This window comes from Actinoallomurus iriomotensis (assembly GCF_030269445.1).
In the GTDB taxonomy this organism is placed as follows: domain Bacteria; phylum Actinomycetota; class Actinomycetes; order Streptosporangiales; family Streptosporangiaceae; genus Actinoallomurus; species Actinoallomurus iriomotensis.
Genome location: NZ_BSTJ01000007.1, coordinates 296,343 through 322,140 on the forward strand (window position 1 = coordinate 296,343; position 25,798 = coordinate 322,140).

Genomic DNA, 25,798 nt, shown 5'->3' on the forward strand with positions numbered 1-25,798 from the left:
CCCTGAGCGTGAGGGCGGGGTTCCCCCTGAGCGTGAGGGCGCGGTTCCCCTGAGCGTGAGGGCGCGGTTCCCCTGAGCGTGAGGGCGCGGTTCCCCTGAGCACGAGAGCGCGGCTCACCCCGTGTCAGCGCACGGCGACCGGCTCCATACCCGCCTCTACCAGCGATTTCGCAGAACGCGACAATCCGTCCCGATCTCGGGGAGATCCGGGGAATAGTCGCGCCGCGTCAGGTGATTGGACTCTGGAGTGGCCCGACCGGGCCCGGTCTGCGTCCCTCGACTCTCTCCTGATGCCTTATGACGCTTCAGCCTGTCTCCTTCCGAGTCTCCGAGCCCCTGAACCTCATTCGCCGCAGGGCCCAGCCGACGGCCGCGCTGGTCGCCCGGCTCACGGGCACCGCCACGGTGGCGTACCTGATCGCCCTGCTGTTGCCCGGCACGACCACCAAGCCGACCCTCGCGCCGCTGACCGCGCTGCTGGTCCTCCAGGTCAGTCTGTACCGGACGCTGCGCAGCGCGGTCCAGCGGATCGGCAGCGTGGTCGGCGGCGTCCTGATCGCCGTCCTCCTCGCCATGGTCCTCGGGTTCACCTGGTGGACCCTTGGCCTGGCCATCGGGGCGGCGCTCGTACTCGGCCACGTGTTGCGCCTCGGCGAGCACATCCTCGAGGTGCCGATCAGTGCGATGCTGATCCTGTCCCTGCCGACCGGCGTCAACGCCACCGACCGGGTCGTGGAGACCCTGGTCGGCGCCGCCGTGGGGCTGGCCGCCGGTCTGATCCTGTCGCCGGTACGCGTCCAGCCCGCCGAAGAGGCGGTGGAGGACGTCGGCCTGGAGATGGGCCGGCTGCTCCAGGAGATGGCCGACGGGCTGCGCCAGACGCCCTCCCACGAGGAGGCCGTCGGCTGGCTGAACCGGGCGCGCACGCTCGGCAAGGAGCTGGGCCGGGTCGACCGCGCCCTCGGCGATGCCGAGGACAGCATCCGGCTCAACCCGCGCGCGACCGGGTTCCCCCACGCGTCTCTCGTGCTCCGTACGGGCCTGGACTCCCTGGAGCACCTCTGGATCAACATCCGCGTCCTCGCGCGCGTCATCGCCGACAGCACGCATGAGCGCGACGATCCGGCGTTCGGCCGTGCCGCCCAGGAGCATCTCGCGGGCATGCTGGCGGACCTCGCCGCGGCCATGCGCGTGTACGGGCGCGTGATCAGGGCCGAGGTGGCCGGGGACACGGGTCCGGCGGACGGGGAGCTCCGCAGGAGCCTGGGCCGGGCCGAGCACCACCGCGACCTGCTGGCCGAGGAACTGCTGAGGATGCCGGCAGGCGACTCCGGCGAGTGGTCGCTGCGCGGCGAGCTGCTGGCCCACCTGGACCGGTTGTCGGACCAGCTTCGCGTGGAGCACCGGACGCACGCGCGGCAGAGCCGGTCGCGTCGCCGGGCGGCGCGGCGCCTGCCGGTGCGGGTGACGCCGGACGGGTCCCGGCCCAGGGACTCTCGCCGGGCGGCCCGGCGCGGCTCTCGCCGTTCCCAGGCACATGTAATTTGAGCGGACCTCTGCCGGCATGCCCGGTTCGCGGTTTGTCTCCGGTGGATTTCCGGGCGGAGATGTGCTTTCGAACCGGGCCGAGCGGCTTTATGCGGCGATCAGCCGATAAGAAGGCGATCGACCGTACGCCGTGAGCGAGCGTTTTCACGGTGAAGAGCGATATCTGTTTGCTATGCGGCGCGACGTCCGCGGCCGGCCCGGCTCGGTGTCCGGCGTGGGCGCCGCGCGCCTGGCGTCCGTACGCAGCGGAATGTCGCGTCGTGTCGGATAGGTGAACCGCCGAAAGCGGCTCCGACGCCCTCGTCTCATCGTCTACCGTGCCACAACCACACTTTGCGCTACGAGCCGCCTTAGCGAGCTACAAAGCCGGACAAGAAGCGCCAATCCACTGCTCACGACGGACGAAATCGGCCGTTCTCCTAAGCCGCATGATCTGCACCGTAATCATTAGCTCAAGAGGATAGTGATCTTGGTCGTACTGCCCGCATTGCGGGAATGAGGGGGCTGGTGGCGATGCCGGCAGCCGGGAGGAGTCCGGGCTGCCGCTGACATCTAGGGGGGACCCATGAGGGTCAAGACTCTGACCCTGACAACCGCTTCAGCGGCCGCACTGACCATCGGCTTGGCCTCACCTGCGCTTGCTCTGGCGTCAACGGCCGACATGCTCGGGGCAGTGCACAACCAGACGGGTTTCGGGGCGCACCACCAGGGTGTGCTCCACAACGGGATGCACCAGGTGGCGCTTCCCAAGGGTGACGATGACGACGATGAGGGCGACGACGACGGTGGCGGCGACGCCGAGATCGGCGGCGTTCACCGCTCGCACCACGCCAACGGCCCGCGCGGCCTGTGTGGCGTCGGCGGCCGCATCGGCGGCATGGCTCACGGCTGTGGGGAGGAGTCCGGGGACGACGACGATGACGACGAGGGCCCCGGCGGCGGCGACTTCGCCTCCGAGCACTCGAGCGCCTGCTGTGCCGGGGGAGCCGCTCGCGTGAAGGTGACGCGTCCGGCGCCGGCTCCGCCGGCTCCGCGTCACTACGTTCCCACGGGCGCGGTGCGTACGGGCTTCGGTGGCACGCAGGGGGCGAACGTCCCGCTGGGTGTCGCGGGGATGTCCCTGCTGCTCGGCGGTGCGGGGCTCCTCCCGCTGGCCCGCCGGCGTCTCCAGGCCAGTGCCCGTTCCTGACTCATCGGCACGACCGCGTGGCGGCCGTCTCCTCACCGGGACGGCCGCCGCCCTGATCGCGGCGGGCTCGGCGGTCCTGGGGTTCGACGCCTGTCAGAACTCCGGGCCGCCGCGGCCTGCTCCGGGGGCGGCCCGGCCAAAGGCCGCGAACCCGCCGTCGGGACCCGTGCTGGCGGCCTCCACCCCGGTCCACGTCGACATCCCGCGGATCGGCGTCCACTCCAAGCTGCTGTCCCTCGGGCTGGAACACGACGGCACCATCGCCGTGCCGCCCCTGTCCAAGGCGCAGCTCGCGAGCTGGTACGACAAGGGGCCGACTCCGGGGGAGCGCGGTCCGGCCGTGATCGTGGGACACGTCGACACCAAGAAGGGACCGGCCGTCTTCTTCGCGCTCGGCCGGCTGCGGCCCGGCGACACCGTCGACGTCACGCGCAAGGACGGCAAGGTCGCGGCGTTCTCGGTGGACTCCGTGGAGAACGTCTCCAAGAAGCACTTCCCGACGCAGCGGGTGTACGGCGAGCTCGGCTTCGCCGGGATCCGGCTCATCACCTGCGGCGGGGACTTCACGGGGCACAGCTACGACGGGAACACCATCGTGTACGGCCACCTCATCGGCCAGCGGCCCCGCTGACGGCTCTTTCTGACGCGCGGCCTTTCGCTCCCGGACCGGGGATGGTTAACGTAAGTGAAGCCGGTCACAGCGAGTCGGGAGGCCACATGCGCATCTCAGAAGTTCTCCGGAGGAAGGGCGGAGAAGTCGCGACCATCGAGCCGGAGGCGAACGTCCGCCGCCTGCTCGCGATGCTCGCGGAGCACAACATCGGCGCTGTCGTCGTCTCCACGGACGGGAGCACCATCGAGGGCATCGTCTCCGAGCGTGACATCGTCCGCCGGCTGGGCGAGCGCGGAGCCGGGCTGCTCGACGAGCCGGTCTCGTCGATCATGACGGCGACCGTACGGACCTGCGCGCCCGGCGACAACGTCGAGGACCTGCGGGCCACGATGACCGAGCACCGCATCCGCCACCTGCCGGTCGTGCGCGACGGGCGGCTCGCCGGCATCGTCAGCATCGGCGACGTGGTCAAGTCCGCGATCGCGGAGCTGGAGAGCGAGCGCGAGCAGCTGGTCGACTACATCAGCCGTTGAACGGCCGTGCCCAGGGCCCGCGGGCGCGCCGCCGCGTGGCCGGCGGCACCATGGAGGGCATGATCGATCAGCCCCTGACCTTGTACTCCATGGACGGCGTGCGCATCGACGCCGGACACCTGCCCGGCGCGGACGGCCTGTGCGTGGTGCTCGCGCACGGCTTCACCGGCAACCGGCGGCTGCCGGCGCCCCGTCGCATCGCCGCCGCACTCAACCGCGTGGCCGGCGTGATCTCCATCGACCTTCGCGGGCACGGCAGGTCCGGCGGTCTGTCGACCGCCGGCGACCGCGAGATCCTCGACGTGGACGCCGCCGTACGCCACGCGCGGCATCTCGGGTACGAACGCGTGGCCCTGGTCGGCTTCTCGCTGGGCGGCATGATCGTCATCCGGCACGCGGCCCTGCTCGGCGGCGTGGACGCCGTCGTGTCGGTCAGCGCGCCCGCCCGCTGGTACTTCCGTGACACCAAGCCGATGCGCCGCGCGCACTGGGCGATCGAACGCCGCTCCGGCCGGCTCGCCGTACGCCTGGCCCGGCGGACGCGCGTCACCGCGCGGGGATGGCTGCGGGAGCCCGAGCCGCCGTACGCCGTCGCGGGGCGCATTTCTCCGGTGCCGTTCCTGGTGGTTCACGGTGACAGTGACCCTTTTCTTCCAGTTGAACACGCAGAGCAGTTGTACGATGCCGCGGGCGATCCGCGTGAGCTGTGGATCGAGCCCGGGTACGGGCATGCCGAGGGTGCCGTGACCCCCGCGCTCATCGGGCGCATCGGCGATTGGGCCGCCGCCCGTTCCCGGGAAAACCACCGAAGCCGTTCCTAACCGGCGGCGATTACAAAAAGTATTTCCGAGCGTCACGGAGTGCACCGCCGGGAATGCTCTAATCCGCTACCGTTACGCACCATACGGGTAACGGTGACGCGGGTCGCCGGGTGCGTGTGCGGGGCGCGCCGAGGGGCGATCCGCCGGGCGCCGTGTGCCCGTTCGTGGGTCGGGAGGCGCGGTGAAGAGGCTGTTGCAGGTGACGGTGGCGCTGGTCGTGGTCGCCGGATGCGGCAACGGCGGTCAGCTGCCCGCTTCGGCGCCGGTCGCCCCCTCGGAGTCGAGCGCCGTGGCGATGCCCGCGTTCCTGCGGGTGTCCGGGCGGCCCACCAGTTCGATGATGGCCGTCGTCTGGCGCAACGGCGTCGCGACGATCACCAGTCGGCTCGGCGGGCGGAAGGTCACGATCGCCGGGAAGGCCGGGCGGTACACGCGCAACGGCCGGCTCCTGGCCGTGGTCCGGAACTACCGCGACGGCGTGCGGTTGAAGAACGCCACCGGCGCCACCCTCTGGCGCGCCCGGATCTCGCGGACCCAGGTGCAGATCCTGCGCGGTGAGACCGAGATCCGCTACGTGTTCCGGCCGTACGGCGACGACCGGATCCTCGTCCGGCAGGGCACCCTCCTCGTCGGCAGCGTCCGCGCCGTGGAGAACGGCGCCGAACTCGTCAACGCGGGCGGCGTACGGCTGGGAACGTCCTCCTCGCGGCCGGGCAACGACATGGCCGTCCTGCTGTGCGCGGAGATCCCTCCGGACCTGCGCGCGATCCTGACCGCCGTGCTGATCCGCCGCCGCTGAGCCCCGGGGCGTCGTCAGGACCCGCCTCCCGCGAACCGGCAGTCGATGAGGACATGGCCCGACGAGACCGTCCGGACGTCGGCGACCTCCAGTCCGGCGGACGCGGCCAGCGTGCGGTAGTCGCCGGGGCCGCGCTCCCGCCCGCCGCACAGCACCAGCATGCGCAGGTCCATCTCGGCCGACACGGCGGGACCGTCGCCGGAGGTGCCGTACCACTCGACGATGACGACGCGACCGGTCTCCCCGGCGGCCTCGGCGCACCGGCGCAGGATCGCGGTGGCCGGCTCGTCGGCCCAGTCGTGCAGGACGCCGCTGAGCAGGTACACGTCGGCGCCGGCCGGCAGCGGGTCGAAGAAGCTCTGGCCGGCGAACTCGCACCGCCCGTCCAGCCCGCGTTCGGCGATGAGGTGGCGTCCTCGGGCCACGGTGCCGGGCAGGTCCACCAGCGTGCCGCGGACGCCGGGCGCGGCGCGCAGCACCTCGGCCAGCAGCGCCCCGGTGCCGCCGCCGACGTCGACGACGTGCCGCACTCCGGACCAGTCGTAGCCGGTGATCGCCGTGGTCCGCAGCGAGCCCGCCATCGTCGCGTCGAACGAGGCCGCGAGCGCCGGATCGGCCGCGAGATGGTCCCAGAACGGGGTGCCGAAGACGGTCTCCCAGGCGGGCCGGCCGGTGCGGACGGTGTGCATCAGGCCGGTGAACGCCAGGTCCATCCGGCCGCCGAACCCGTCCAGGTCCAGCCACATCCGCATCCGCGACGGGTGGTCGGACCGCAGCAGGCCGGCCGTCTCGTTGAGCGCGAACCGGCCGGGTGACGGCTCGGCGAACACGCCCTGAGCGATGAGGTGGCGCAGTAGCCGGCGCAGAGCGTCGGCGTCCGTGCCGCTCCGTTCCGCCAGCTCGTCGGCGTTTCGCGGGCCGTCGGCCAGCAGGTCGGGAAGCCTCAGCGTGGCGGCCACGCGGACCGCCATCGGGGTCACCAGGTCCATGACCGGAGCCAGCAGCTGCCAGGCCGACGGAATGCTCTCGTTCGACGTCATGGCTCGCAACGTAACCGCCGCGCCGCCCCCCGGATTGGACGAATGGGACCTGCCGCGGGCCCCGGCTTCCCCGTCCGTTCCAGTGTCGCCCATAATATAGAACAACGTCCCGTACAGCGGAACAAAGGGAGCCGGAATGGACCATGTCGCGATCGAGCGGGCGATCGGGGAGGCACGTCTGCTGCCCGTGCTCCGCACTCCGGACGCCGGTGGGGCCGTGCGGGCGGCTTCGACGCTCATCGACGCGGGCCTCGGCGTCGTGGAGCTCACCGCCACGACCCCCGGCTGGGCGGACGCGCTGCGTGACGTCCGGCAGGCCCATCCCGGCGCGGTTCTCGGCGCGGGCACGGTGACCACCGAGGCCGACGCGCGCCGCGCGGTCGAGGCGGGCGCCGACTTCCTCGTCAGCCCGTACCCGGCCGAGGCCGTCCGCGTGTTCGCCGCCGACACGGGCACGGTGTTCCTGGAGGGCGGGTTCACGCCGGGCGAGGTCGCGGCGGCGTCCGGGCGCGGCATCGCCAAGCTCTTCCCCGCGCACGTCGGCGGCCCGGCGTACCTGCGTTCGGTCCTGGCCGTCCTGCCGGGCGCGCGCATCGTCCCGACCGGCGGCATCGGCCTGGGCGAGGTCCGCGCCTACCTCGACGCGGGCGCGTACGCGGTGGGCGTGGGTTCGGAGCTGGTCAAGTCCCCCGACCCGGCCGCGGCCGTACGGGAGCTGCTGGAGGAGTTGTCGTGAGCGGTCATCCGGACGTCGTCGTCATCGGCGAGCCGCTGGTCGAGTTCTCCGCGCCCAGGCCGCTGACCAGCGCGGAGACGTTCCGCCTGTCGTTCTCCGGCGACGCGCTCAACGCCGCCGTCGCGGCCGCCGCGACCGGTGCGCACGTCGCGCTGGTCACGCGGACCGGAGAGGACGAGTTCGGCGAACGCCTGATCGCCTTCGCCGACGCGCACGGCATCGACACGCGCTGGATGTGGCGCGGGCCGGGCCATTCGGGCGCGTACGCCGTCGGTGCGGACCCGGACGGCGATCGCGCCTTCGCGTACATGCGGTCGGGCAGCGCGGCGTCACGGCTGTCCCCGGCGGACGTGGCCGCCGCCCCGGTGGCCGAGGCCGGAGCGGTGCTGCTGAGCGGCATCACCGCGGCGCTGTCGGCGTCCTGCGCCGCCACCGTCGTGGCCGCGGCGGAGGAGGCCCGCGGCGCGGTCGTCTACGACCCGAACTTCCGCGGCCGGCTGATCACCCCGGAGGCGGCGCGGGAGACCCTCGTGAAGGTCGCCCCGCATGCCGCCCTGATCACCCCGTCCTGCCCGGCGGACAGCGTCGCGCTGCTGGGCACCGCCGATCCGGGGAAGGCCGCCGAGGCGTGCCTCCGGCTGGGCGCGGCGGCGGCCGCCGTGACCCGCGGCGCCGACGGCGTGCACGTGGCGTCGGCGGCCGGCCGTACGACCGTGCCCGCCGTACCGGCGGAGGTGATCGTGGACGCGACGGGCGCGGGTGACGCGTTCGCCGGTGTGGTGACGGCCCGCCTGGCCGCGGGCGCGTCGCTGGTGGACGCGGTGCGAGCGGGTGCCGCGGCGGCGTCCGTGACCCTGGCGGGCCAGGGCGGCACCGGCCGCGTGGCGACCGCCGCCGAGATCGACGCCCTGCTGCGCGAGTTCTAGAGCGAGCCGGCGGGACGGATGGGAGGCCGCGTCGAGCGGTCTCCCAGGGGTGCTTCGGCGATGTCCGTGCCGTCGACGGCGCGGTCCGCAGGGGCGCCCAGGGCCAGGGAGACCTCGCGGGCGGCGGTGACGACCTCGTCCGCGAGGGCCTTGTCGTCCGGGGTGACCTCGAAGGTCAGGCCCGAGATCGAGATGCCGCCCATCACGGCGCCCGTGTGGTCGAAGACCGGCGCGCCGATGCACCGGATGCCGGCCTCGTTCTCCTCGTCGTCGACCGCGTAGCCCCGGCGGCGTATCTCCGCCAGGTGGTCCAGCAGCGCCTTCGGCTCGGTGATCGTGTGTTCGGTGCGGCGTTCGAGTCCCGTACGGGAGGTGATCGAGGCGACCTCCCCGTCGCGCAGCCGGGCCAGGATGGCCTTGCCGATCGAGGTGGAGTGCAGCGGCATGCTCATGCCGACCCGTGAGGCCATCTGGTACGGGCGCAGGCCTTCGAGCTTGCGCACGTAGACGGCCTCGTCGCCGCTGCGGACCGCGAAGTGCACGGTGAAGCCCGTACGGTCGCGCAGGCCCCGCAGGGCCGTGTCGGCGTGCTGGGCCGGGTCGAAGCGGCTCATCACCTTGCCGGCCAGCGTCAGGATGCGAGGACCCGGCACGTAGCCGCCGTTGCCGTCGGGGTGGGCGAACCCCCACCCGACGAGCGACTGCAGGATGCGGTGCACCGTCGACTTCGGCAGCCCGGTGCCGGTCGCGATGTCGGTCACCCGCCGGTGCTCGGCGAGCGCCTCCAGCACCGTGAGCGCCTTGTCGATGGAACCGCCGGTCGAGCTCACCACACGCTGAGCCTATCCCCGTGGCCGCCCGCGAAACCGGGCAGCTCACCGCAGGTATGCATCGCGCGCCGGTGTGAGGCCCTCACGCCTTGCGGCCCACTCCGGCGAGCAGCCGGCCGGCCGACATCCGGTACGGGCGGTCGGGACGCCATCGGGGCGCTTCGACGACGCCGGGGTCGAGGAGGTCGAAGCCGTCGAAGAGCGCGGCGACCTCGGCCCGGCCGCGCACCGTCACGCGTTCGCGCAGCTCGGCGAAGACCTCGCGGACCGCCGCGATCTCCTCCTCGGCCAGGAAGTCCAGCGTCGGGTGGCTGAGGACCAGGTGGCTGCCGGAGGCCAGCGGCTCGCGGAACTCGCGCAGGATCCGCGCCGGGTCGTCCTCGGGCGTGACGAGGTGGAAGAAATAGGTCGTCAGCAGGCCCACCGGCTCGGCGAAGTCGATCACCTCGCCGACCACGGGGTGGGAGAGGACCTCGGCGGGCCTGGTGGCGTCGGCGCGGATCGCCCGTGCGGGACCGGTGGAGGGCAGCACCGCCTGGAAGTGGCTGACCGCCACGGGGTCGTAGTCGACGTAGACGACGGCCGCGTCCGGGCCGGCCACCTCGTGCACGTTGCCCTGGCGCGGCAGGCCGCAGCCGATCTCCAGGAACTGCCGGATGCCGGCGTCGCGCAGGTGGCGGATTGCGCGCCGGGCGAACCTGCTGTTCTCCACGATCGGGCGGCCGATGCCGGGGACGAGGGACATGAGCTTGTGGGCGTACGCGCGGTCGATGGCGTAGTTGTCCTTGCCGCCGAGCGCGTAGTCGTGGACTCTCGCTTCGGTCGGCCGGTGTGCGTCGACGCCTCGGGGCAACCAGGCCTGTTCGGTCACCTGCGCCTCCCGGTCCCGCTCGGTGAGCGTCAATGTACGCGGGGACCACAGGGCCGCCGCCCGCGTCGCATCCGGAAAAGCTCGCGTTGTTTCCGAAAAGGAAACTACCAGCGCGCTGCCGGGGAACCTGGTGCTGTGGCCGTTTTGTAACGAATGGCCGAGACGAGGCGATCGGCGGGAGTGGCGGGGTAGGACCGGATCAGCACCAGAAGGCCGTCATGCGCCAGTGGCCGTGGTCGCACTCGAGTTCGTACGTGCGCTCCGGCGCGTCCGCGGACCGGGCCCGCACCTGCCAGAGCTGGGTGTCGACGCCGTCCTGCGGACGGCGGAAGGCGAGCATCTTGAGGAAGGTGATGACTTCGTAGTCGCAGTCGTCCTGACGGAAGCAGGCCGGACTGTCGCCGCGGATCTCGACCTGGACCGGGTGATCGCACGTTCGCCGCTTCATGTCCTCATTGTATCGAACACGAGTTCGAATGGCACGTATCTGCGATCTCACCGCAACCAACGTTCACTTCCCGTCGCCGAGAGTCGTAACCCGCCTTTGCTCAGACTTTGCTCATAGTTGACTATGCAATGTTTCATTACGGTGAAATCCGCCGTGACCAGCGGTTTCATCCATTGCATGGCAGTGCGGATCGGCCTACTCTCCCTCCAGCGCTCGCGCTCCTCGGGCTGTCCGCGGCGAGCGGTCGCGGCTGCCCGGATGAGGCCGTGAGTGCCGCGCGGACGACACTCGATAGAGACCCCTGCTTAGGGAGGCGGCATGGCGACCACCACGACCGGCGCAGTCGGTTCGGGGAGACATCTGCGCCGAGATGTCGGATTTTGGGGACTCATGTTCGTGTCCCTGGGTTCGATCATCGGGTCGGGTTGGCTACTCGGCGCGCTGACGGCGGCGAAGCTCGCCGGGCCCGCGTCCCTGATCTCCTGGGTGCTCGCCGCGATCATGCTGGCGCTGCTCGCCCTGGTGCACGCCGAACTCGGCGCGGCCTACCCCGTCGCGGGCGGCACCGCGCGGTTCCCGGCCTTCGCGTTCGGGCCGTTGGCCGGCTTCGCCGCGGGATGGATGGCCTGGATCCAGGCGGTGTCACTCGCCCCGATCGAGGTCGAGGCGACGCTGTCGTACTCCGACCACATCGGCTGGGTCCACCGGAACTTCCCGCTGCTGCACACCGACGGCACCCTGACCGGCACCGGGTTGATCGTCGCGAGCGTCTTCATGCTGATCTTCATTGTGATCAACATCGTCGGGGTCAAGTTCCTGTCGGAGTCCAACTCGATCGCCGTGGTCTGGAAGACGGCGATCCCGCTGCTCACGATCGTCGTCCTGATGCTGCTGACCTTCCACGCCGGCAACTTCACGGCCGGCGGCGGATTCGCGCCGTTCGGCGCACACGGGGTGTTCGCCGCGCTGCCCGCCGGTGTGGTCTTCGCCCTGCAGGGCTTCGAGCAGGCGATCCAGCTCGCCGGTGAGGCCAGGAACCCGCAGCGGGACGTCTCCCGCGCGGTCATCACCGCCACCGTGATCGGCACGGTCATCTACATCCTGCTGGAGATCGCCTTCATCTGCGCCCTCGACCCGGGCAACCTCGCGCACGGCTGGGCCAACCCGATCGGCAAGGGCGACTTCGGCCCGTACGCCACTCTGGCGACCGGAGCCGGCGTGGCCTGGCTGGCGTGGATGCTGTACGCCGACGCCGTGATCTCCCCGGCCGGCACCGGCCTGGTCTACATCGCGACCTCCTCACGCCTGTCCTACGCCCTGGGCCGGGAGAAGGCGCTGCCCAGGCAGGTCGCCCAGGTCAGCAGGAAGGGCGTGCCGCTGATCTCGATCATCATCGCGTTCATCGTCGGCGAGCTGTGCTTCCTGCCCTTCCCGAGCTGGAGCAAGCTCGTCTCCCTGGTCACCGAGGCCACCGCGATCATGTACGCCTTCGCGCCGATCGCGATCACCGCGCTGCGCCTGCGCGACCCGGAGCGGCCCCGGCCGTACCGCCTGCCCGCCCTCCACGTGCTCGCGCCGCTCTCCTTCGTCGGGGCCAACCTGATCATCTACTGGTCGACCTTCCAGGCCGAGTGGAAGCTCGGTGTGGCGTCCCTCCTCGGCCTGATCATCTTCGCGGTCAACCGGGCGATGCTGCCCGCCGGCGAACGCGTCCGGCTCAACCTGAGGTCCTCGCTCTGGATCTGGCCGTGGTTCGGCGTCATGGTCGTCATCGGCGCCCTCGGCCGGTACGGCGGCAACAACACGATCCCCGAGTGGGCGGACATCGCGATCGTCGCGGTCTGGGCGCTCGTCGTCTACTACGTCGCGGTGTCGCTCGCGGTCTCCAGCACCGAGGTCAACGCCGCCGTGGAGGCGGAGGAGGCCGAGCTCAGGTCGGCCCCGGCCCTCAACCTCGCCGACTGACCCCCACATACAACGGAGCGCCCGCCGGTCCCTGCGGACCGGCGGGCGCTCTCGTGGTGTACGGGCGTCAGGACAGCAGCCGCAGCCGGACCGTCGTCGGCAGGTCGCGGAGCTGACCGATCACGTCGGAGGTGTACTGGCTGCCGATGTCGGTGATCACGTACCCGAGGTCGCCGCGGGTGCCGAGCAGCTGGCCCTCGATGTTGACCTGGTGGTCGGCGAGCACGCTGTTGATCGTCGCCAGCACGCCGGGCGTGTTGCGGTGCAGGTGGGTCAGGCGGTGCACGCCGTTCTGCGAGGTCAGCGAGACCGGCGGCAGGTTCACGCTGAGCGCGGTGTTGCCGGTGGAGACGAAGTCGTGCAGCTTGCCGGCCACGAACTGGCCGATGTCCTGCTGCGCCTCCTCGGTCGATCCGCCGATGTGCGGCGTGATGATCACGTTGGGCAGCCCGCGCAGCTCGGAGACGAACTCGTCCCCGCGCTTCTTGGGCTCGTTGGGGAACACGTCGACGGCGGCGCCCGCCAGGTGCCCGGACTCGATGTGCTGCCGCAGCGCCTGGTGGTCGACGACGAAGCCGCGCGAGAGGTTGAGGAACAGGCTGCCGGGGCGCATCCGCGCGAACTCGGCCTCGCCGAACATGCCGCTGTTGCCCGGCCTGCCGTCCACGTGGAGCGTCACGATGTCGACCGTGGCGAGCAGCTCCTCCATGCTGGAGCAGCGGCGCGCGTTGCCCAGGGCGAGCTTGTCGGCGGTGTCGTAGAAGAACACCGACATGCCGAGGTTCTCGGCGAGCACCGACAGCTGGCTGCCGATGTTGCCGTACCCGATGATGCCCAGGCGCCGCCCGCGTACCTCGTGGCTGCCCTCGGCGGACTTGTCCCACACGCCGGCGTGCATCCCGGTGTTCTTGTCCACGAGACGGCGGGTCAGCGCGATGATCTCGGCGATGACCAGCTCGACCACGCTGCGGGTGTTGGAGAACGGGGCGTTGAACACGGCGACGCCGCGCGTGGAGGCGGACGCCACGTCGATCTGGTTCGTGCCGATGCAGAACGCGCCGACCGCGAGCAGGTCGGGCGCCGCGGCCAGCACCGCGTCCGTGACGTTCGTCTTGGAACGGATGCCGAGCAGCTCGACGCCGCCGAGGCGGGCGATCAGCTCGTCCTCGTCGAGCGCGCCGGCGACGGTCTCGACGGCGTAGCCGTTCTTCTCCAGACCGGAGACCGCGTCGGGGTGAATGTTCTCCAACAGCAGCGCGCGGCGGGGTGCACTAGCGGGGCTCACCTGGAAATCCTCCTACCGGATTCGGTCGGTATTCATGCTATGTGAGGCCGCCGCGCCGGTGCGCCACCGCTGCGGTCAGCACTTCCGAGCGTACTGGGCGGGGGAGATGCCCAGCGTCCGGGTGAAATCGCGGGTGAAGTGGGACTGGTCGGCATAACCCAGTTCGGCGGCCAGCGCGGCCCAGTCGACGCCGGTGCCGGCCGCCGCGCGCTCGGCCGCCTCCTGCATCCGGTGCCGCCGGATCACCCACTTGGGGCCCACGCCGACGTACTCGGCGAAGATCCGCTGCAGCCGTCGCGCCCCGATGCCCAGGGCCGCAGCCAGATCGTCCACGCGCAGCAGGGCGGGGTCGGCGGCGATGCGGTCCACGATGGCCGCGACCTCGGCGATCACCGGGTCCGGCCGGTCTGGCGCGCGGGACCGCAGCAGATCCTCCGCCAGCTCGGCGGCGCGGTCCCGGTCCGGCTCGGCGATGATCGCGTCCGCGACGGCGCGGGCGGAGGGACCGAAGATCTCCTCGACCGGCGTGAACCGGTCGGTGAGGCCGGACACCGGCCCGTCGAGGAAGGGCCGGAACCCGCCCGGCCGGAAGCACACGCCGATGACCCGCCCCCGGCCCGCGATCGTCTCGCCGAACACGTCGCGGACGACCCCGACGACCCTCGCTCTGCCTCCGGTCGTGAAGGTCAGGTTGATCGCCGGGCGGGTGAGCACCTGTTGCCGGTGTGGCTCATGGTCGCGCAGGTCCCAAGTGAGGATCCAGAGGTAGTCGGCGAACGCCGCGAGGTCCGGCGAGGGCGCCCGGCGCTCGATGGCGAACCGGTCGAGCGCGGTGCGGCGCCGGAGGATGCCGCGCCCTCCCCCGTATGCCCCTTCGGCCATGGGAGCAGTGTCGCATTTGTTCAATACCGGTCCGCCGGCGCGCCGCTACGGTGGCGTACTCGTCATGGGGGAGCGGCGGATCGGGAGGAGAGAGGTCATGGAGCTGCGGCCGTTGATGGTGCGGGCCGTCGAGGCGTCGAACGCGGTGGTCCGGGGGATCGGGCCGGACATGATGGACCGGGCCACGCCGTGCCCGGAGTTCGACGTGCGCGCGCTGCTCGGCCACCTGTCGGGCTGGATGACCGAACCGGCGCGGGCGGCGGCGCTCAAGCGGCCGAACACCGGCGCCCCCGACGAGGACTTCGCCCCCGAGCCCGGCTGGGCGGAACGCCTCACCGAACGGACCCGCGCGACCGCCGAGGCCTGGTCCGAGCCGGCCGCCTGGGAGGGCACCGCCACTCTGTCCGGAGAGATGGAGATGCCCGCCGGGACGATCGGCGGGCTGGTGTTCGCCGAGTTCCTGCTGCACGGCTGGGACCTGGCCACGGCGACCGGCCAGGAGTTCGCCCTCGACGACGACCTGGCCGAGGCGCTGTTCGGCCAGGTGTCGTCGATGGCGGACATGGGGCGCCGGTACGGGGCGTTCGGACCGGAGGTGCCGGTCCCCGCGTCGGCCTCGCCCGTCGAACGCGCGCTGGGCCTCGCGGGGCGCGACCCCGCCTGGCGGCCCTGAGCGCCGGACGGGCGGGGTTCACGGGCGGTCCTTCAGCCGTTCAGGCGCGCGAACGTGCCTTGCGGGCGCGACGCTTCGCGGCCTTGATCCGACCGCCGGACCTGCCCCCGGTGGACTGCCGCTTGCCCGCGGCGTAGGCGAGGGCGGCGGTCATGGCCAGGACGACGAGCGGCATAATCGGACGGCGCGAACGCGAGAATCCCATCGTTGCACTCCTAGGTACGGTTACCGCTCCGAGCGGGCGGTGGTGGGTGTGATGAACCCGGTATGCCCGGACATCGGTCACGATCAGATCGTGCTCGCGTCAAGTTCTGGGCCGTCGATGATCGACACGGGTTCGACGCCGCCGCGCGTGCCCGGTCAGTGCTCGTCCCAGTGACCGCTGTGCGCGGCGTGCCGGTGCCCGTCGTGGATGTAGTCGACGTGGTCGCCGTGCGGGACGGCGACGTGCCCGCAGCCCTCCCGGTGCTGGTGCTCGTGGTGATCGTGCTCGCTGTGGCCACGGGGCTCGCACTCTTCGCAGTGCCCCTCGTGCATGGCGTCCAGGTGGCCCTCGTGCGCGTAGTCGACGTGGTCGCCGTGCGGGACCGCCACGTGGCCGCAGGCGGGCCCGTGCTCGTGGCCGTTGTGGTGCGACATGGTTCCCCCTTGTTGGTCCCCTTATGACGGGCATTCCCGAATTCCTGCGGGCGGACCCGTCAGGCTAAGTTGATCACCGGTCTCGCGAGGGAAGGAGTTCAACGTGCGGGTGGGCGTGGCGCTGAGCCAGTACGGGGCGTTCGCACGGCGCGACGCGGTCATCGAGGTGGCCCGCGCCGCCGAGGCGCTCGGCTTCGACAGCCTGTGGACCGGCGACCGCATCCTGGACCCGGTGCACCCACGCGATCGCTACCCCGGCAGCGCCGACGGGCGGATGCCGGCCGAGTACACCACCTTCCTCGACCCGCTGACCGTGCTCACCGCCGCCGCCGCGGTCACCGAGCGCGTCCGGCTCGGCACCAGCACGCTGAACGCCCCCTGGTACTCCCCGGTGCTGCTCGCGCGGAGCCTCACGACCCTCGACGTGCTGAGCGAGGGCCGCCTCGACGTGGGCCTCGGCCTGGGCTGGTCCTCGGACGAGTACGCGGCGGCGGGCGTGCCGTGGGCGCGGCGCGGCGCGCGGCTGGAGGAGATCATCGACGTCCTGGAGCGGATCTGGGCGGACGACCCGGTCACGTACGAGAGCGGGTCCTTCTCCGTGCCGGAGTCACGCATCGAGCCCAAGCCGGTCCAGCGCCCCCGCCCGCCGATCTACCTGGGCGGCTACTCCTCCGCGGCGCTCGGGCGCATCGGCCGTCGCGCCGACGGCTGGCTGGCCGGGGGCGTGCCGCTGCCGGTACTGACCCCGATGTGGGACGCCGTGCGACGCGCGGCCGAGGACGCCGGCCGCGACCCGGACTCGCTGCGGATGATGCTGCGCATCAACCCGAGGATCACCGACGAGCCGGCCGCCGCCGACCTGGTGCCGCGGACCGGCACCATCGAGCAGATCGCCGAGTACGCCCGGTCGACCGGCGCGTACGAGGTCTTCGCCGACTTCCAGCAGACGACCGGGGACCTGACGCGGATGCTCGACCTCGCCGGGCGCTTCCGCGAGGCGATGGGCTGACCGCTCCTCTCAGGCCCGCGCCAGGGCCGGATCGGGCGTGCGGCTCACCGGGAGCCCGGCCCGTCCGGCGAACCGCCCGAACCGGATTGCGTCCCGTACGGCCGCGCCGCCGGGGTCGTTGTTGAAGTAGACGTAGGCGTCGTCCGGCCACGCGTCGCCGATACGGCCGACCCACGCGCGCAGCGCCTGGTCGCCGTAGCCCGGCCACGGTTTCGCGGCCCCCTCGTGGAACCGCACGTACCCCCAGCCGGCCGTCCGCCACAGCGGCATGAGCGGCCGGCCGAGCCGGTCGGCCCAGCAGAGGGCGGCGCCGCGTTCGGTGAGCAGGTCCCGTACCTCGTCGGTCCACCAGGAGTCGTGGCGCGGCTCGACCGCGACCCGTACGCCCGGCGGGAACGCCCGCAGGCAGCGGTCGAGCCGCTCCGGCTCGGCCCGGAGCGTGGGCGGGAGCTGGAGCAGGATCGGCCCGAGCCGGTCGCCGAGGCCGCGCACGGAGTTCATCAGGCGCTCGACGGGTTCCTCGGGCTCGACGAGCCGCTTGATGTGGGTGAGGTAGCGCGAGGCCTTGACCGCCATCACGAACGCCTCGGGCGTCAGGCCGCGCCAGCGTTCGAACAGTTCCGGAGCGGGCAGGCGATAGAAGGCGTTGTTGTTCTCCACCGTGCCGAACGCGGCGGCGTACGTCTCCAGCCAGCGGTTCTGCGCCAGTCCGGCCGGATACAGCAGCCCCCGCCAGTCCTTGTACTGCCAGCCGGACGTGCCAACGAGGATCGGCATGCCGCGTACATACCCGCGGAGGGCGAAGTACGCCTGCCGCCTTTCAGGGCAGCGACGCGTGGACGCCGCCGATGATCAGTTCGAGGCCAGCGTGGAAGTCGCGGTCCCGGCGGTCCCGGGGGACGGCGGCCTTACGCGCCTGCTCCTCGAACGTGTAGCCGTTGACGAACGCCAGGACGGTGTCCACGGCGACGACGGCCGCCTCGGTGGTGAGCCCGTCGGCGCCGAGGGCGGCGACGAGGTCGTGGAAGGCGGCGACGGCGGCGCCGCCCGGGTCCTGGAAGCCGGCCATGAGGCGCGCGCCGTCGCGGTGGGCCAGCATGACCTCGCGGACGCCGGTCGCGACGTGGCGCAGCCGCTCGTCCCACGGGCCTTCGGGCGGCGGAGGGGCGGCGGCGGGCGGCGTGGCCAGGTGGGCGACCATCGCGTCCAGCAGGGCCTGCTTGCTCGGGTAGTGCCGGTAGAGCGCGCTCGCCCGTACGCCGAGCCGGGCCGCCAGCAGCCGCATGGTGAGGCCGTCCAGACCGACCTCGTCGAGCAGCTCGATCGCCGCCCGAACCACCTCGACGCGGCGCTGCCCCATTGAAGTCCTCCCGGTTGACAACTCGGCGTGGCCGATGTGAACAATGTACACGTGAACGTTGTTCACCTCGGACGGAGAGGACGAGATGGACGGACGCGTACTGGTGATCGGAGCGGGGCTCGGCGGCCTGACGCTCGCCCACGCCCTCGTGCGCGCGGGTGTCGACGTGCGGGTGTACGAGGCCGACGACGGGACCGGCGACCGCTTCCAGGGGTACCGGATCGGCCTGGCGTCGCCGGGCCTGGAGGCGCTGCGGGCGGCCCTGCCGGAGCGCCTGTACGCGCTGGCGGAGGCCACGGGCGGGTGGCTGACCGGCCCGGGGCTGCTCTTCGACGAGCGGCTCACGGAGTTGAGCCGTGACCACGAGGGGCCGCCGCAGGGGGCTCTGGCGACGGACCGGCAGGTGCTGCGGCGAATACTGCTCGGCGGGCTGGGCGACCGGGTCGCGTACGGCAGACGGCTCGTGGACTTCGCCGAAGACACGGGCGGGGTCACCGCGTGCTTCGCCGACGGCACGGAGTCCCGCGGTGAGGTGCTGGTCGGCGCCGACGGCGGGAACTCCGCGGTACGGCGGCGTCTCGTGCCCGAGGTCGGGCTGGCCGACGCCGACCTGTGCGGGGCGATGGGCCGCACCACCCTCACCGAGCGGTTCCTGCGGCTGGTGCCGGGCCGCGGCACGATGGTGAGGGGCCCGGGGATCACGCTGATGCTGGGACCGATGCGGTTCGGCCGTGAGCCGTCCGCAGCCGCCGCCGAGCTGTCTCCCGGCCTGGACCTGCCGTATCGCGACGACTACGTGCGCTGGGTGCTGCTCGTGCCACCGGGGCATCCGGCGGTCACCGCCGTGGAGGACGCGCGCGACCTGGTGCTGGAGCTCATCGACGGCTGGCACCCCGACCTGCTCGAGCTGGTGCGTTCCTCCGACATGAGCGCGGTCGGCCGGTCCAAGGTCCTCGACCGGCCGATGCCGCCCTGGCCGGTGGGGCGGGTCACGTTGCTCGGCGACGCCGCGCACCTGACCCTGGCCAGCGGAGGCAACGGCGCGAACACCGCGATGCAGGACGCCGTACGCCTGAGCGCGCGGCTGGCCGAGGCATTGGAAGGCGAGCGGGACCTGTCGTCGGCCTTGGGGGAGTACCAGCGCGACCTGCTCGAACGCGGGAACGCGGCGGTGGAGGTCGGTAAGCGGGCGGCGAAGCGGTTCGTCCCATCGGACACCGCGAACCGGGGAGAGGTGACGCTGTGAGCGAGCGGAGCGAGCGAGCCGAAAAGACACGCGCGTCTGGTCACTCTCCCGACGAAGGAGGACTCGTGAGCGGGTACGGCAAGGGTGAGGTCCGATCCACCGACGGGACGACGATCGGCTACCGGCGCTGGGGCGACGGCCCCGCGCTGATCCTCCTGCACGGTGGAATGCTGGCGTCGCAGCACCTCACCGGGCTCGCCGAGGCCCTCGCGGACGACTTCACCGTCTACGTGCCCGACCGCCGCGGACGCGGGCTGAGCGGCGGACACGGCGAGGACTACGGCGTCGCACGTGAGGTGGAGGACGTGCGGGCCCTGGTCGCGGAGACGGGGACGAACCGGATCTTCGGCCTGAGCTCCGGCGGACTCGTCGCCCTGCGCGCGGCCCTCGCCGTACCCGAACTGGAGCGGATCGCGCTCTACGAGCCGCCGCTGGACGCCGGCGGCGCGATGCCGTTGGACTGGCTGCCGCGCTACGAGCGGGAGCTCGCGGCCGGTCGTACGGGCGCCGCCCTGGTCACGGTCCCCCGCCTACCTCCGTGCCGCGCTGCGCCGGCTCGCCGCCGTGCTCCCGCACGCGCGGTGCGTGACCTTCCCCCGCCTCGACCATTCGGGCCCGACGAACGACGGGGACCCGCTCGTCGTGGCCGATGCGCTGCGGGACTTCTTCACGGCCGATCCCGGCCGACCCGGGCGGCCAGGCGGCGCAGGGCGTTCTCGGTGATGGCGAAGTGCTCGCCGGCGACCTCGGCGGCGCGTTCCGCGTCGCCGCCGAGCACCGCCTCGGCCAGGTCGCGGTGGTGCGGCCTGGCCTCCTCGTAGATCTCCCAGGTGTACGGCTCCTCCGACACGCCCAGGCTCACCTCCGACAGCAGGAGCTGGTGCAGCCGTACGAGGCGGGCGTTGTGCGTCGTGCGGGCGATCACCAGGTGCAGTTCGGTGTCGTGGCGGCGGGCCTCGGCCGGGTTCGCCGACCCCTCGAAGGCGGTCAGCGCCGCGCGGATGGCCGCACGGTCGTCGTCGGTGGCGCGCTGGGCGGCGGTGCGGGCGATCAGGCTCTCGATCAGCCGCCGGTAGTCGAACAGGGCCTCGAAGTCCTCCCACTGCGCGAGCAGCGCCTCGCGTACCGAGGTCTCGCTGGACTCGGCCCACTGGGCGCGGACGAACGCGCCGCCGCCCCGGCCTCTCCGCACCTCGATCAGGCCGGCCTCGGTCAGCCGCCGCAGCGCGGCGCGTACGCTCTCGCGGCTCACCTCGAGCAGCGCGGCCAGCTCGCGCTCGCTGGGCAGCCGGTCGCCCAGGCTGAACTCGCCCAGCGCGATCGCCGTCGACAGCCGGTGGGCGACCTGCTCGCCGGTCGTCGCGGCCCGCAGCGGGCCCAGCGGTGGCGGTTCCTCGGCCAATGCGCACCCCGAAAGTCCGGCACGTAAAGGTCTGGAAACTAGACCTTTACCCTCTTATGCTGCGTGGAATGTGATCCCAACTCTAGGAGGGTCTGCCGGTGAACGAGGGATACGCCGACTTCCGCGGCCACCGGACGTGGTACCGCGTGACCGGGGAGCCGGGCGCGGACAAGGCGCCCCTCGTGGTCCTGCACGGCGGGCCCGGCTGCACGCACGACTATCTCGACTCCCTGGCCGAACTGGCCGGCACCGGACGGGCGGTCGTCCACTACGACCAGCTCGGCAACGGCCGGTCCACGCACCTGCGCGACCGGGGCGCCGACTTCTGGACCGTCGAGCTGTTCGTGGAGGAGCTGGCCAACCTCATCGCCCATCTGGGCATCGGCGACCGCTACCACGTGCTGGGCCAGTCGTGGGGTGGCATGCTCGGCGCCGAGCACGCCGTCACCGGGCCCGCGGGCCTGCGGTCGCTGGTCATCGCCGACTCGCCGGCGTCGATGGAGCTGTGGCTCGCCGCGGCCGGCGAACTGCGCGCACGGCTCCCGGCCGACGTCCAGGCGACGCTGCTCCGCCACGAGGAGGCCGGCACCACCGGCTCGGAGGAGTACACCCGGGCCACCCGGGTCTTCTACGACCGTCACGTCTGCCGGGTCCCGTGGCCCGAGGAGGTCGCGCGGACCTTCGCGGCGATGGACGAGGACCCGACCGTCTACCACACGATGAACGGGCCGAGCGAGTTCCACGTGGTCGGGACGCTGAAGGACTGGACCATCATCGACCGGCTCGACCGCGTCGCCGTGCCCACCCTGCTGATCTCCGGGAAGTACGACGAGGCCACCCCCGAGGTCGTCCGGCCGTACGCCGACGGCATCGCCGACGTCCGGTGGCAGATCTTCGAACACTCCAGCCACATGCCGCACGTGGAGGAGAAGGACGCCTGTCTCAAGGCCGTCGCCGCCTTCCTCGACCAGCACGACTGAGCCCTGCGAGCAGCACCACCGACTGAGGAGGCCCCCACTCCCATGTCCTCAGAGACCCTCCACTCCTTCGGGTACGAGCAGGAGCTCAAGCGCTCCCTCAGCCTGGCCGACCTGATGATCTACGGCCTGGTGTTCATGGTCCCGATCGCGCCGTTCGCCATCTTCGGCGTGGTCTTCAACGGCGCCAAGGGCATGGTGCCGCTCACGTACGTGATCGGGCTGGTCGCGATGCTGTTCACCGCGCTCAGCTACCGCGAGATGTCGCGGGCCTTCCCGATCGCCGGCTCGGTCTACTCCTACGCGGGCCGCGGCATCAACGACAAGGTCGGCTTCCTCGCCGGCTGGGCGATCCTGCTCGACTACCTGCTGGTTCCCACCCTGCTGTACGTCGTCAGCGCCGCCGCGCTCACCTCGCTGCTGCCGGGCGTGCCGCAGTGGCTCTGGATCGTGGCGTTCGTCCTGGTCAACACGGTCGTCAACTATCTCGGCATCGAGTCGACGGCCCGGCTCAACCGGCTGTTCCTGCTGCTGGAGATGATCGTGCTGGCGCTCTTCACGGCGTTCGGCATCGCGGCGATCGCGGCGCACAAGAACGGCGCGCACTTCTCGTTCGACCCGCTGCTCAAGCCGCACCTGGTCACGCCCGGCCTGATCTTCGGGGCGCTGTCCATCGCGGTGCTGAGCTTCCTCGGCTTCGACGGCATCTCGACGCTGTCGGAGGAGGTCAAGGACGGCGACCGGCGCCTCGTCGGCCGGGCCACGGTGCTGTCGCTGTGCGCGGTGGCCGCCCTGTTCATCGTCCAGACGTACGTGGCGTGCCTGCTGGTGCCGCACCAGACGTCGTTCGCCGACGGCGACCCGACCAACACCGCGTTCTACGACATCGCCAAGATCGCGAGCGGCGCCTGGCTCAAGACGACCGTCGCGGTCGCCTCGGCACTGGCCGCGGGAGTCGCCAACTCCCTCGTCGCGCAGGCCGCCACCTCGCGCCTGCTGTTCAGCATGGCGCGCGACCGCAAGCTGCCCGCCTTCCTCGCGCACGTCCACCCCACGAGGAGGATTCCCGAGCGCGCCATCCTGTTCGTCTCGGTGCTCTCACTGATCCTCGGCCTGACGTTCGTGGGCCAGGTCGACCTGCTGTCGTCGCTGGTCAACTTCGGCGCGCTGTTCTCCTTCCTGCTGCTGCACGTCTCGGTGTTCGTGCACTTCGTGCTCAGGAACGGGAGCCGCCGCTGGCACCTGCACCTGGTCGCCCCCGCCGTCGGCTTCGTGATCATCGGCTACGTCCTGGTCAACGCGGACACGCGCGCCAAGGTCGGCGGGATCATCTGGCTGGCCGTGGGCGCGGCCCTGCTCGTCTTCTACCGGCGGACCGGCCGGGGCACCGAGCTCTCTCTGGAGGACTGACCATGCACGTCAAGCGGACCGAGACGCACACCGCCTGGGACCGCGCGCTGGACCCGATCGCGACGGTCGCGCCCGGCGACGAGATCACCGTCGAGACCGCCGACGCGAGCGGCGGCCAGCTCACCGCCGGCTCGACCGCCGCCGACGTGCCCGGCCTGGACTTCACCCGGGTCAACCCGGTCACCGGCCCGTTCGCGGTCGAGGGCGCGCGGCCGGGTGACGCGCTCGTGGTCGACATCCTCGACGTGGAGGTCGGCTCCTGGGGCTGGACCGCCTGCATCCCCGGCTTCGGCCTGCTCGCCGAGGACTTCCCCGACCCGCACCTGCGCGTCTCCACCATCGCGGACGGCCGTGCCGAGCTGCTGCCCGGCGTCTCGGTGCCGGTCGTGCCGATGATCGGCACCATCGGCGTGGCGCCGCCCGAGCCCGGACCGCACCCGATGGTGCCGCCGAGCCGCTGGGGCGGCAACCTCGACGTGCGCCACATCGGCCCCGGCGCACGGCTCGTCCTGCCGGTCGGCGTCGAGGGCGCGCTGCTCTCGCTCGGCGACGCGCACGCCGCGATGGGCGACGGCGAGGTGAGCGGCACCGGCGTGGAGACCGACGCGACCGTACGGCTCCGGGTCGGGCTGCGCCGCGATGCCGCGCCGGGGACGCCGGTCATCGAGACGCACCCGCGCACCCACCGCACCGGGGCGGCGCTCGCCACGACCGGAGTCGGACCCGACCTCATGGCCGCGGCGGTGGAGGCCACCCGCGCGCTCGTGGCGGAGATCGCCGCCCGTACCGGATTGGCCCCCGTCGACGCGTACCTGCTGGCCGGCGTCGCCGCCGACCTGAAGATCTCCGAGGTCGTGGACGCGCCCAACTGGGTGGTGTCGGCGCATCTGGAGCTGGTCCACCTCGGCTGAGGCCTCAGCCGAGGTGGAGGGTCACCGCCGCCTCCGTCTTCTCCTGCACGACGCTGTAGCCCGTGTCGCGCAGGAGCGCGGTGAACCGGTCGCGCGGTCCGCCGTCCGGCACCTCGACGCGCGCCCGCGCCGCCGGGGAGTAGCGCCGGCGGATGGTGGTCCCGTCGTACTGGTACAGCCCCCACTGCGCCCACGGCACGTCCGGCGCCGGATCCTCGTGCTGCATCCAGGCCATCCAGACGTCGCCGTGGACGTACCAGCAGTGGATCGCGCCCTTCCGCCACGCGCCCCGGTGACGGATCCAGACCCAGGGATTCCGAGCCTCGACCCGGTAGGAGCCGGACGGATAGTGATCGAGCTGACGGGCATCGCGCATGACCAGGCATTCTCGAACAAACTTTCGAATGATCGCAAGTTCGCCCTGGTCAAGAATTGATCCGTATCGCCTGGCGGAACGAAGTGCCGATCAGCGCGTACTCGCGCCTACGATCCCGTCACCTTGCCGTTCACCGCGAGGACGGCCGCCGCGCACGCGGCGCCGACCTCCTCGATCGTGGGCGCCGGGATGTCCTCGCGCGCCGGCTCCGGGCGCAGGTCCGCCGCGTCGCCGATGAGCGTCACGCCGCTGTCCAGCAGGTCGGCGACGTCCTCGGCGCTCCAGGCCGCGACGCACGACCGCCAGTGCGCCGGGATCGCGATGCGCGGCCCGCGCTCGGCGCGCGACTGGAAGCCGTCGGTCAGCACCGCCTCCCGCAGCCGCCGGGCCCGGTCCGACGGCCAGCCGGCCGACGCCAGCGCGGCGTTGAGCGAGGTGAGGACCACGGCCTCGGGCGCGGTCAGCCCCGTGTGCACGGGCCGCTCGGCCTCGTCGGAGCGGAACGTGAGACCGGGCACGCCGATCGCCTCGGCGAAGCGCGCCCACAGCAGCTCCGGCGGACGGCCGGGACTGGTCACCACGCGCACGCGGGACTCGCCCACCTCGCGCGCCCAGCGCCGTACGAGGCGCCCGATCGCGAACGCCCGCCACAGATGCAGGTCGACGTCCTCCTCGATCCGCGCCGACGGCATGCGTCGCTGCTCGGCCAGCATGTCGAGGTAACGCTCGAATCCGAGACGCCGGCCGTTGCGGACGTGCTGCTGCCACAGCGACGGCAGCGACCGGCTCAGGCTCCGCGCGGTCACCACGACCTCGACGTCCCGTACGGCCAGCCGGTCGAGCAGCGCGCGGATCGCCGACGCGCGGAGCACCGAGAGCGCCTCGGCGGACAGCAGGACCGTCCCTTTGGTGCGGGCGACCTGGCGTTCGAGGGTCTTCCACGCGCCCTTCTCCGCCGCGGCCCGCTGCTCGGACACCCAGGGGTACTCCGGCCCGAGCAGGCCATAGGAGGCCCATTCGTGGTTCTCCGTGCGGCGCCGCCGCTTGCCGGCGGGTGTCACCGGGTAGACGACGCCGGCGTCGGCCAGTTCCCCGGCGCCGCTCGCGATGAGCTCCTGGAGGTAGGTCGTGCCGGACTTCTGCAGGCCTATGTGCAAGATCAGGCGGGATGCCATCGGCCACCGTTCGCCGCAAAGGAATGGTCAAGGGATGGCAAATGAGATTAGACGTGATGCGACCGGCGGCCGTTGCTGTGCCGGAATCACCGGGTGAACAGATCATGTCCAAACCCGGACGCGGGCATGAGCGT

Annotated in this window: 28 protein-coding genes and 1 pseudogene; 16 read left to right on the plus strand and 13 right to left on the minus strand. The window is 72.0% G+C overall.

Annotation, left to right across the window (positions count from 1 at the left end):
* Positions 1-297: 297 nt before the first annotated feature.
* The 6 genes from QSK37_RS28080 (at position 298) to QSK37_RS28105 (ending at position 5,503) form a co-directional block, all read left to right on the plus strand.
* The gene (locus QSK37_RS28080) at positions 298-1,548 is read left to right on the plus strand and encodes an FUSC family protein (RefSeq protein WP_285626846.1); all 1,251 of its coding nucleotides are present in this window, start codon (positions 298-300) and stop codon (positions 1,546-1,548) included.
* A 673-nt stretch (positions 1,549-2,221) separates the two neighbouring features.
* Complete coding sequence (locus tag QSK37_RS28085) at positions 2,222-2,737, plus strand: hypothetical protein (RefSeq protein WP_285626851.1); 516 nt, start codon at positions 2,222-2,224, stop codon at positions 2,735-2,737.
* A complete protein-coding gene (locus tag QSK37_RS28090; RefSeq protein WP_285626853.1) occupies positions 2,724-3,368 on the plus strand; it encodes a class F sortase in 645 nt (214 codons plus the stop codon). The genes QSK37_RS28085 and QSK37_RS28090 overlap by 14 nt, the downstream gene beginning before the upstream one ends.
* A gap of 86 nt (positions 3,369-3,454) precedes the next feature.
* Entirely contained in the window at positions 3,455-3,883 is a 429-nt protein-coding gene (locus QSK37_RS28095) for a CBS domain-containing protein (RefSeq protein WP_285626856.1), read from the plus strand.
* Between the two features lie 59 nt (positions 3,884-3,942).
* Complete coding sequence (locus QSK37_RS28100) at positions 3,943-4,704, plus strand: alpha/beta hydrolase (RefSeq protein ID WP_285626858.1); 762 nt, start codon at positions 3,943-3,945, stop codon at positions 4,702-4,704.
* 181 nt (positions 4,705-4,885) lie between these two features.
* Positions 4,886-5,503 carry a hypothetical protein gene (locus QSK37_RS28105; protein WP_285626861.1) on the plus strand — a complete coding sequence of 206 codons (618 nt, stop codon included), beginning with the start codon at positions 4,886-4,888 and terminating at the stop codon, positions 5,501-5,503.
* A gap of 14 nt (positions 5,504-5,517) precedes the next feature.
* On the opposite strand, the gene QSK37_RS28110 is transcribed toward QSK37_RS28105, so the two are convergent.
* On the minus strand, positions 5,518-6,543 hold the full coding sequence (locus QSK37_RS28110) for a methyltransferase (protein WP_285626863.1): 1,026 nt from the start codon (positions 6,541-6,543) through the stop codon (positions 5,518-5,520).
* Positions 6,544-6,679: 136 nt separating this feature from the next.
* Here QSK37_RS28110 and QSK37_RS28115 point away from each other — a divergent pair, with 136 nt between their 5' ends.
* Together QSK37_RS28115 and QSK37_RS28120 are read left to right on the plus strand one after the other, a co-directional pair.
* Positions 6,680-7,279, plus strand: a complete 600-nt coding sequence (locus QSK37_RS28115) for a bifunctional 4-hydroxy-2-oxoglutarate aldolase/2-dehydro-3-deoxy-phosphogluconate aldolase (protein WP_285579942.1) — start codon at positions 6,680-6,682, stop codon at positions 7,277-7,279.
* The gene (locus QSK37_RS28120; protein ID WP_285626865.1) at positions 7,276-8,205 is read left to right on the plus strand and encodes a PfkB family carbohydrate kinase; all 930 of its coding nucleotides are present in this window, start codon (positions 7,276-7,278) and stop codon (positions 8,203-8,205) included. Before QSK37_RS28115 ends, QSK37_RS28120 begins: the two co-directional genes overlap by 4 nt.
* On the opposite strand, the gene QSK37_RS28125 is transcribed toward QSK37_RS28120, so the two are convergent.
* The 3 genes from QSK37_RS28125 to QSK37_RS28135 form a co-directional block, all read right to left on the minus strand.
* Positions 8,202-9,038 (minus strand): IclR family transcriptional regulator, encoded by an 837-nt coding sequence (locus QSK37_RS28125; RefSeq protein WP_285626867.1) that lies wholly within the window; start codon positions 9,036-9,038, stop codon positions 8,202-8,204. The genes QSK37_RS28120 and QSK37_RS28125 overlap by 4 nt on opposite strands.
* Before the next feature lie 79 nt (positions 9,039-9,117).
* Positions 9,118-9,906, minus strand: a complete 789-nt coding sequence (locus tag QSK37_RS28130) for an SAM-dependent methyltransferase (protein WP_285626869.1) — start codon at positions 9,904-9,906, stop codon at positions 9,118-9,120.
* 199 nt (positions 9,907-10,105) lie between these two features.
* Positions 10,106-10,354, minus strand: coding sequence for a hypothetical protein (locus tag QSK37_RS28135; protein WP_285579951.1), 249 nt, complete (start codon positions 10,352-10,354; stop codon positions 10,106-10,108).
* A gap of 318 nt (positions 10,355-10,672) precedes the next feature.
* Between QSK37_RS28135 and QSK37_RS28140 the strand changes: the two genes are divergently transcribed.
* Positions 10,673-12,319 (plus strand): APC family permease, encoded by a 1,647-nt coding sequence (locus QSK37_RS28140; RefSeq protein ID WP_285626872.1) that lies wholly within the window; start codon positions 10,673-10,675, stop codon positions 12,317-12,319.
* A gap of 67 nt (positions 12,320-12,386) precedes the next feature.
* Here QSK37_RS28140 and serA read toward each other — a convergent pair whose 3' ends face one another.
* Entirely contained in the window at positions 12,387-13,604 is a 1,218-nt protein-coding gene (serA, locus tag QSK37_RS28145; RefSeq protein ID WP_285579953.1) for a phosphoglycerate dehydrogenase, read from the minus strand.
* 75 nt (positions 13,605-13,679) lie between these two features.
* Positions 13,680-14,486 (minus strand): helix-turn-helix domain-containing protein, encoded by an 807-nt coding sequence (locus QSK37_RS28150; protein WP_285626874.1) that lies wholly within the window; start codon positions 14,484-14,486, stop codon positions 13,680-13,682.
* Positions 14,487-14,583: 97 nt separating this feature from the next.
* Between QSK37_RS28150 and QSK37_RS28155 the strand changes: the two genes are divergently transcribed.
* The gene (locus QSK37_RS28155) at positions 14,584-15,159 is read left to right on the plus strand and encodes a TIGR03086 family metal-binding protein (RefSeq protein ID WP_285626877.1); all 576 of its coding nucleotides are present in this window, start codon (positions 14,584-14,586) and stop codon (positions 15,157-15,159) included.
* Positions 15,160-15,199: 40 nt separating this feature from the next.
* On the opposite strand, the gene QSK37_RS28160 is transcribed toward QSK37_RS28155, so the two are convergent.
* Both QSK37_RS28160 and QSK37_RS28165 read right to left on the minus strand, forming a co-directional pair.
* Positions 15,200-15,334: a hypothetical protein gene (locus tag QSK37_RS28160; protein WP_285626880.1), complete on the minus strand. Its 135-nt coding sequence runs from the start codon at positions 15,332-15,334 to the stop codon at positions 15,200-15,202.
* A 185-nt stretch (positions 15,335-15,519) separates the two neighbouring features.
* Positions 15,520-15,798 (minus strand): hypothetical protein, encoded by a 279-nt coding sequence (locus tag QSK37_RS28165; protein ID WP_285579960.1) that lies wholly within the window; start codon positions 15,796-15,798, stop codon positions 15,520-15,522.
* Positions 15,799-15,901: 103 nt separating this feature from the next.
* Here QSK37_RS28165 and QSK37_RS28170 point away from each other — a divergent pair, with 103 nt between their 5' ends.
* Positions 15,902-16,807, plus strand: a complete 906-nt coding sequence (locus QSK37_RS28170; protein ID WP_285626883.1) for a TIGR03619 family F420-dependent LLM class oxidoreductase — start codon at positions 15,902-15,904, stop codon at positions 16,805-16,807.
* Between the two features lie 9 nt (positions 16,808-16,816).
* Here the strand turns inward: QSK37_RS28170 and QSK37_RS28175 are convergent, their stop codons facing one another.
* Together QSK37_RS28175 and QSK37_RS28180 are read right to left on the minus strand one after the other, a co-directional pair.
* Positions 16,817-17,584 carry a DUF72 domain-containing protein gene (locus QSK37_RS28175; RefSeq protein WP_285579964.1) on the minus strand — a complete coding sequence of 256 codons (768 nt, stop codon included), beginning with the start codon at positions 17,582-17,584 and terminating at the stop codon, positions 16,817-16,819.
* A 43-nt stretch (positions 17,585-17,627) separates the two neighbouring features.
* Positions 17,628-18,167 (minus strand): TetR/AcrR family transcriptional regulator C-terminal domain-containing protein, encoded by a 540-nt coding sequence (locus tag QSK37_RS28180; RefSeq protein ID WP_285626885.1) that lies wholly within the window; start codon positions 18,165-18,167, stop codon positions 17,628-17,630.
* 85 nt (positions 18,168-18,252) lie between these two features.
* Between QSK37_RS28180 and QSK37_RS28185 the strand changes: the two genes are divergently transcribed.
* Both QSK37_RS28185 and QSK37_RS28190 read left to right on the plus strand, forming a co-directional pair.
* On the plus strand, positions 18,253-19,413 hold the full coding sequence (locus tag QSK37_RS28185; protein ID WP_285626888.1) for an FAD-dependent oxidoreductase: 1,161 nt from the start codon (positions 18,253-18,255) through the stop codon (positions 19,411-19,413).
* Between the two features lie 65 nt (positions 19,414-19,478).
* Positions 19,479-20,048 (plus strand): annotated as a pseudogene (locus QSK37_RS28190) (alpha/beta fold hydrolase); the annotation flags it as partial.
* 32 nt (positions 20,049-20,080) lie between these two features.
* Here QSK37_RS28190 and QSK37_RS28195 read toward each other — a convergent pair.
* Positions 20,081-20,815 carry a FadR/GntR family transcriptional regulator gene (locus QSK37_RS28195; RefSeq protein WP_285626890.1) on the minus strand — a complete coding sequence of 245 codons (735 nt, stop codon included), beginning with the start codon at positions 20,813-20,815 and terminating at the stop codon, positions 20,081-20,083.
* 98 nt (positions 20,816-20,913) lie between these two features.
* Here QSK37_RS28195 and QSK37_RS28200 point away from each other — a divergent pair, with 98 nt between their 5' ends.
* Genes QSK37_RS28200 through QSK37_RS28210 form a run of 3 tightly spaced genes read left to right on the plus strand, consistent with a single transcriptional unit; the run spans position 20,914 to position 24,113 of the window.
* Positions 20,914-21,795, plus strand: coding sequence for a proline iminopeptidase-family hydrolase (locus tag QSK37_RS28200; RefSeq protein ID WP_285626894.1), 882 nt, complete (start codon positions 20,914-20,916; stop codon positions 21,793-21,795).
* A 42-nt stretch (positions 21,796-21,837) separates the two neighbouring features.
* Positions 21,838-23,202, plus strand: coding sequence for an APC family permease (locus QSK37_RS28205; RefSeq protein WP_285626897.1), 1,365 nt, complete (start codon positions 21,838-21,840; stop codon positions 23,200-23,202).
* 2 nt (positions 23,203-23,204) lie between these two features.
* The gene (locus QSK37_RS28210) at positions 23,205-24,113 is read left to right on the plus strand and encodes an acetamidase/formamidase family protein (protein WP_285626900.1); all 909 of its coding nucleotides are present in this window, start codon (positions 23,205-23,207) and stop codon (positions 24,111-24,113) included.
* A 4-nt stretch (positions 24,114-24,117) separates the two neighbouring features.
* Here the strand turns inward: QSK37_RS28210 and QSK37_RS28215 are convergent, their stop codons facing one another.
* Positions 24,118-24,489: a hypothetical protein gene (locus QSK37_RS28215; RefSeq protein ID WP_285626902.1), complete on the minus strand. Its 372-nt coding sequence runs from the start codon at positions 24,487-24,489 to the stop codon at positions 24,118-24,120.
* 107 nt (positions 24,490-24,596) lie between these two features.
* On the minus strand, positions 24,597-25,664 hold the full coding sequence (locus tag QSK37_RS28220; RefSeq protein ID WP_285626904.1) for a hypothetical protein: 1,068 nt from the start codon (positions 25,662-25,664) through the stop codon (positions 24,597-24,599).
* Positions 25,665-25,798 lie beyond the last annotated feature (134 nt).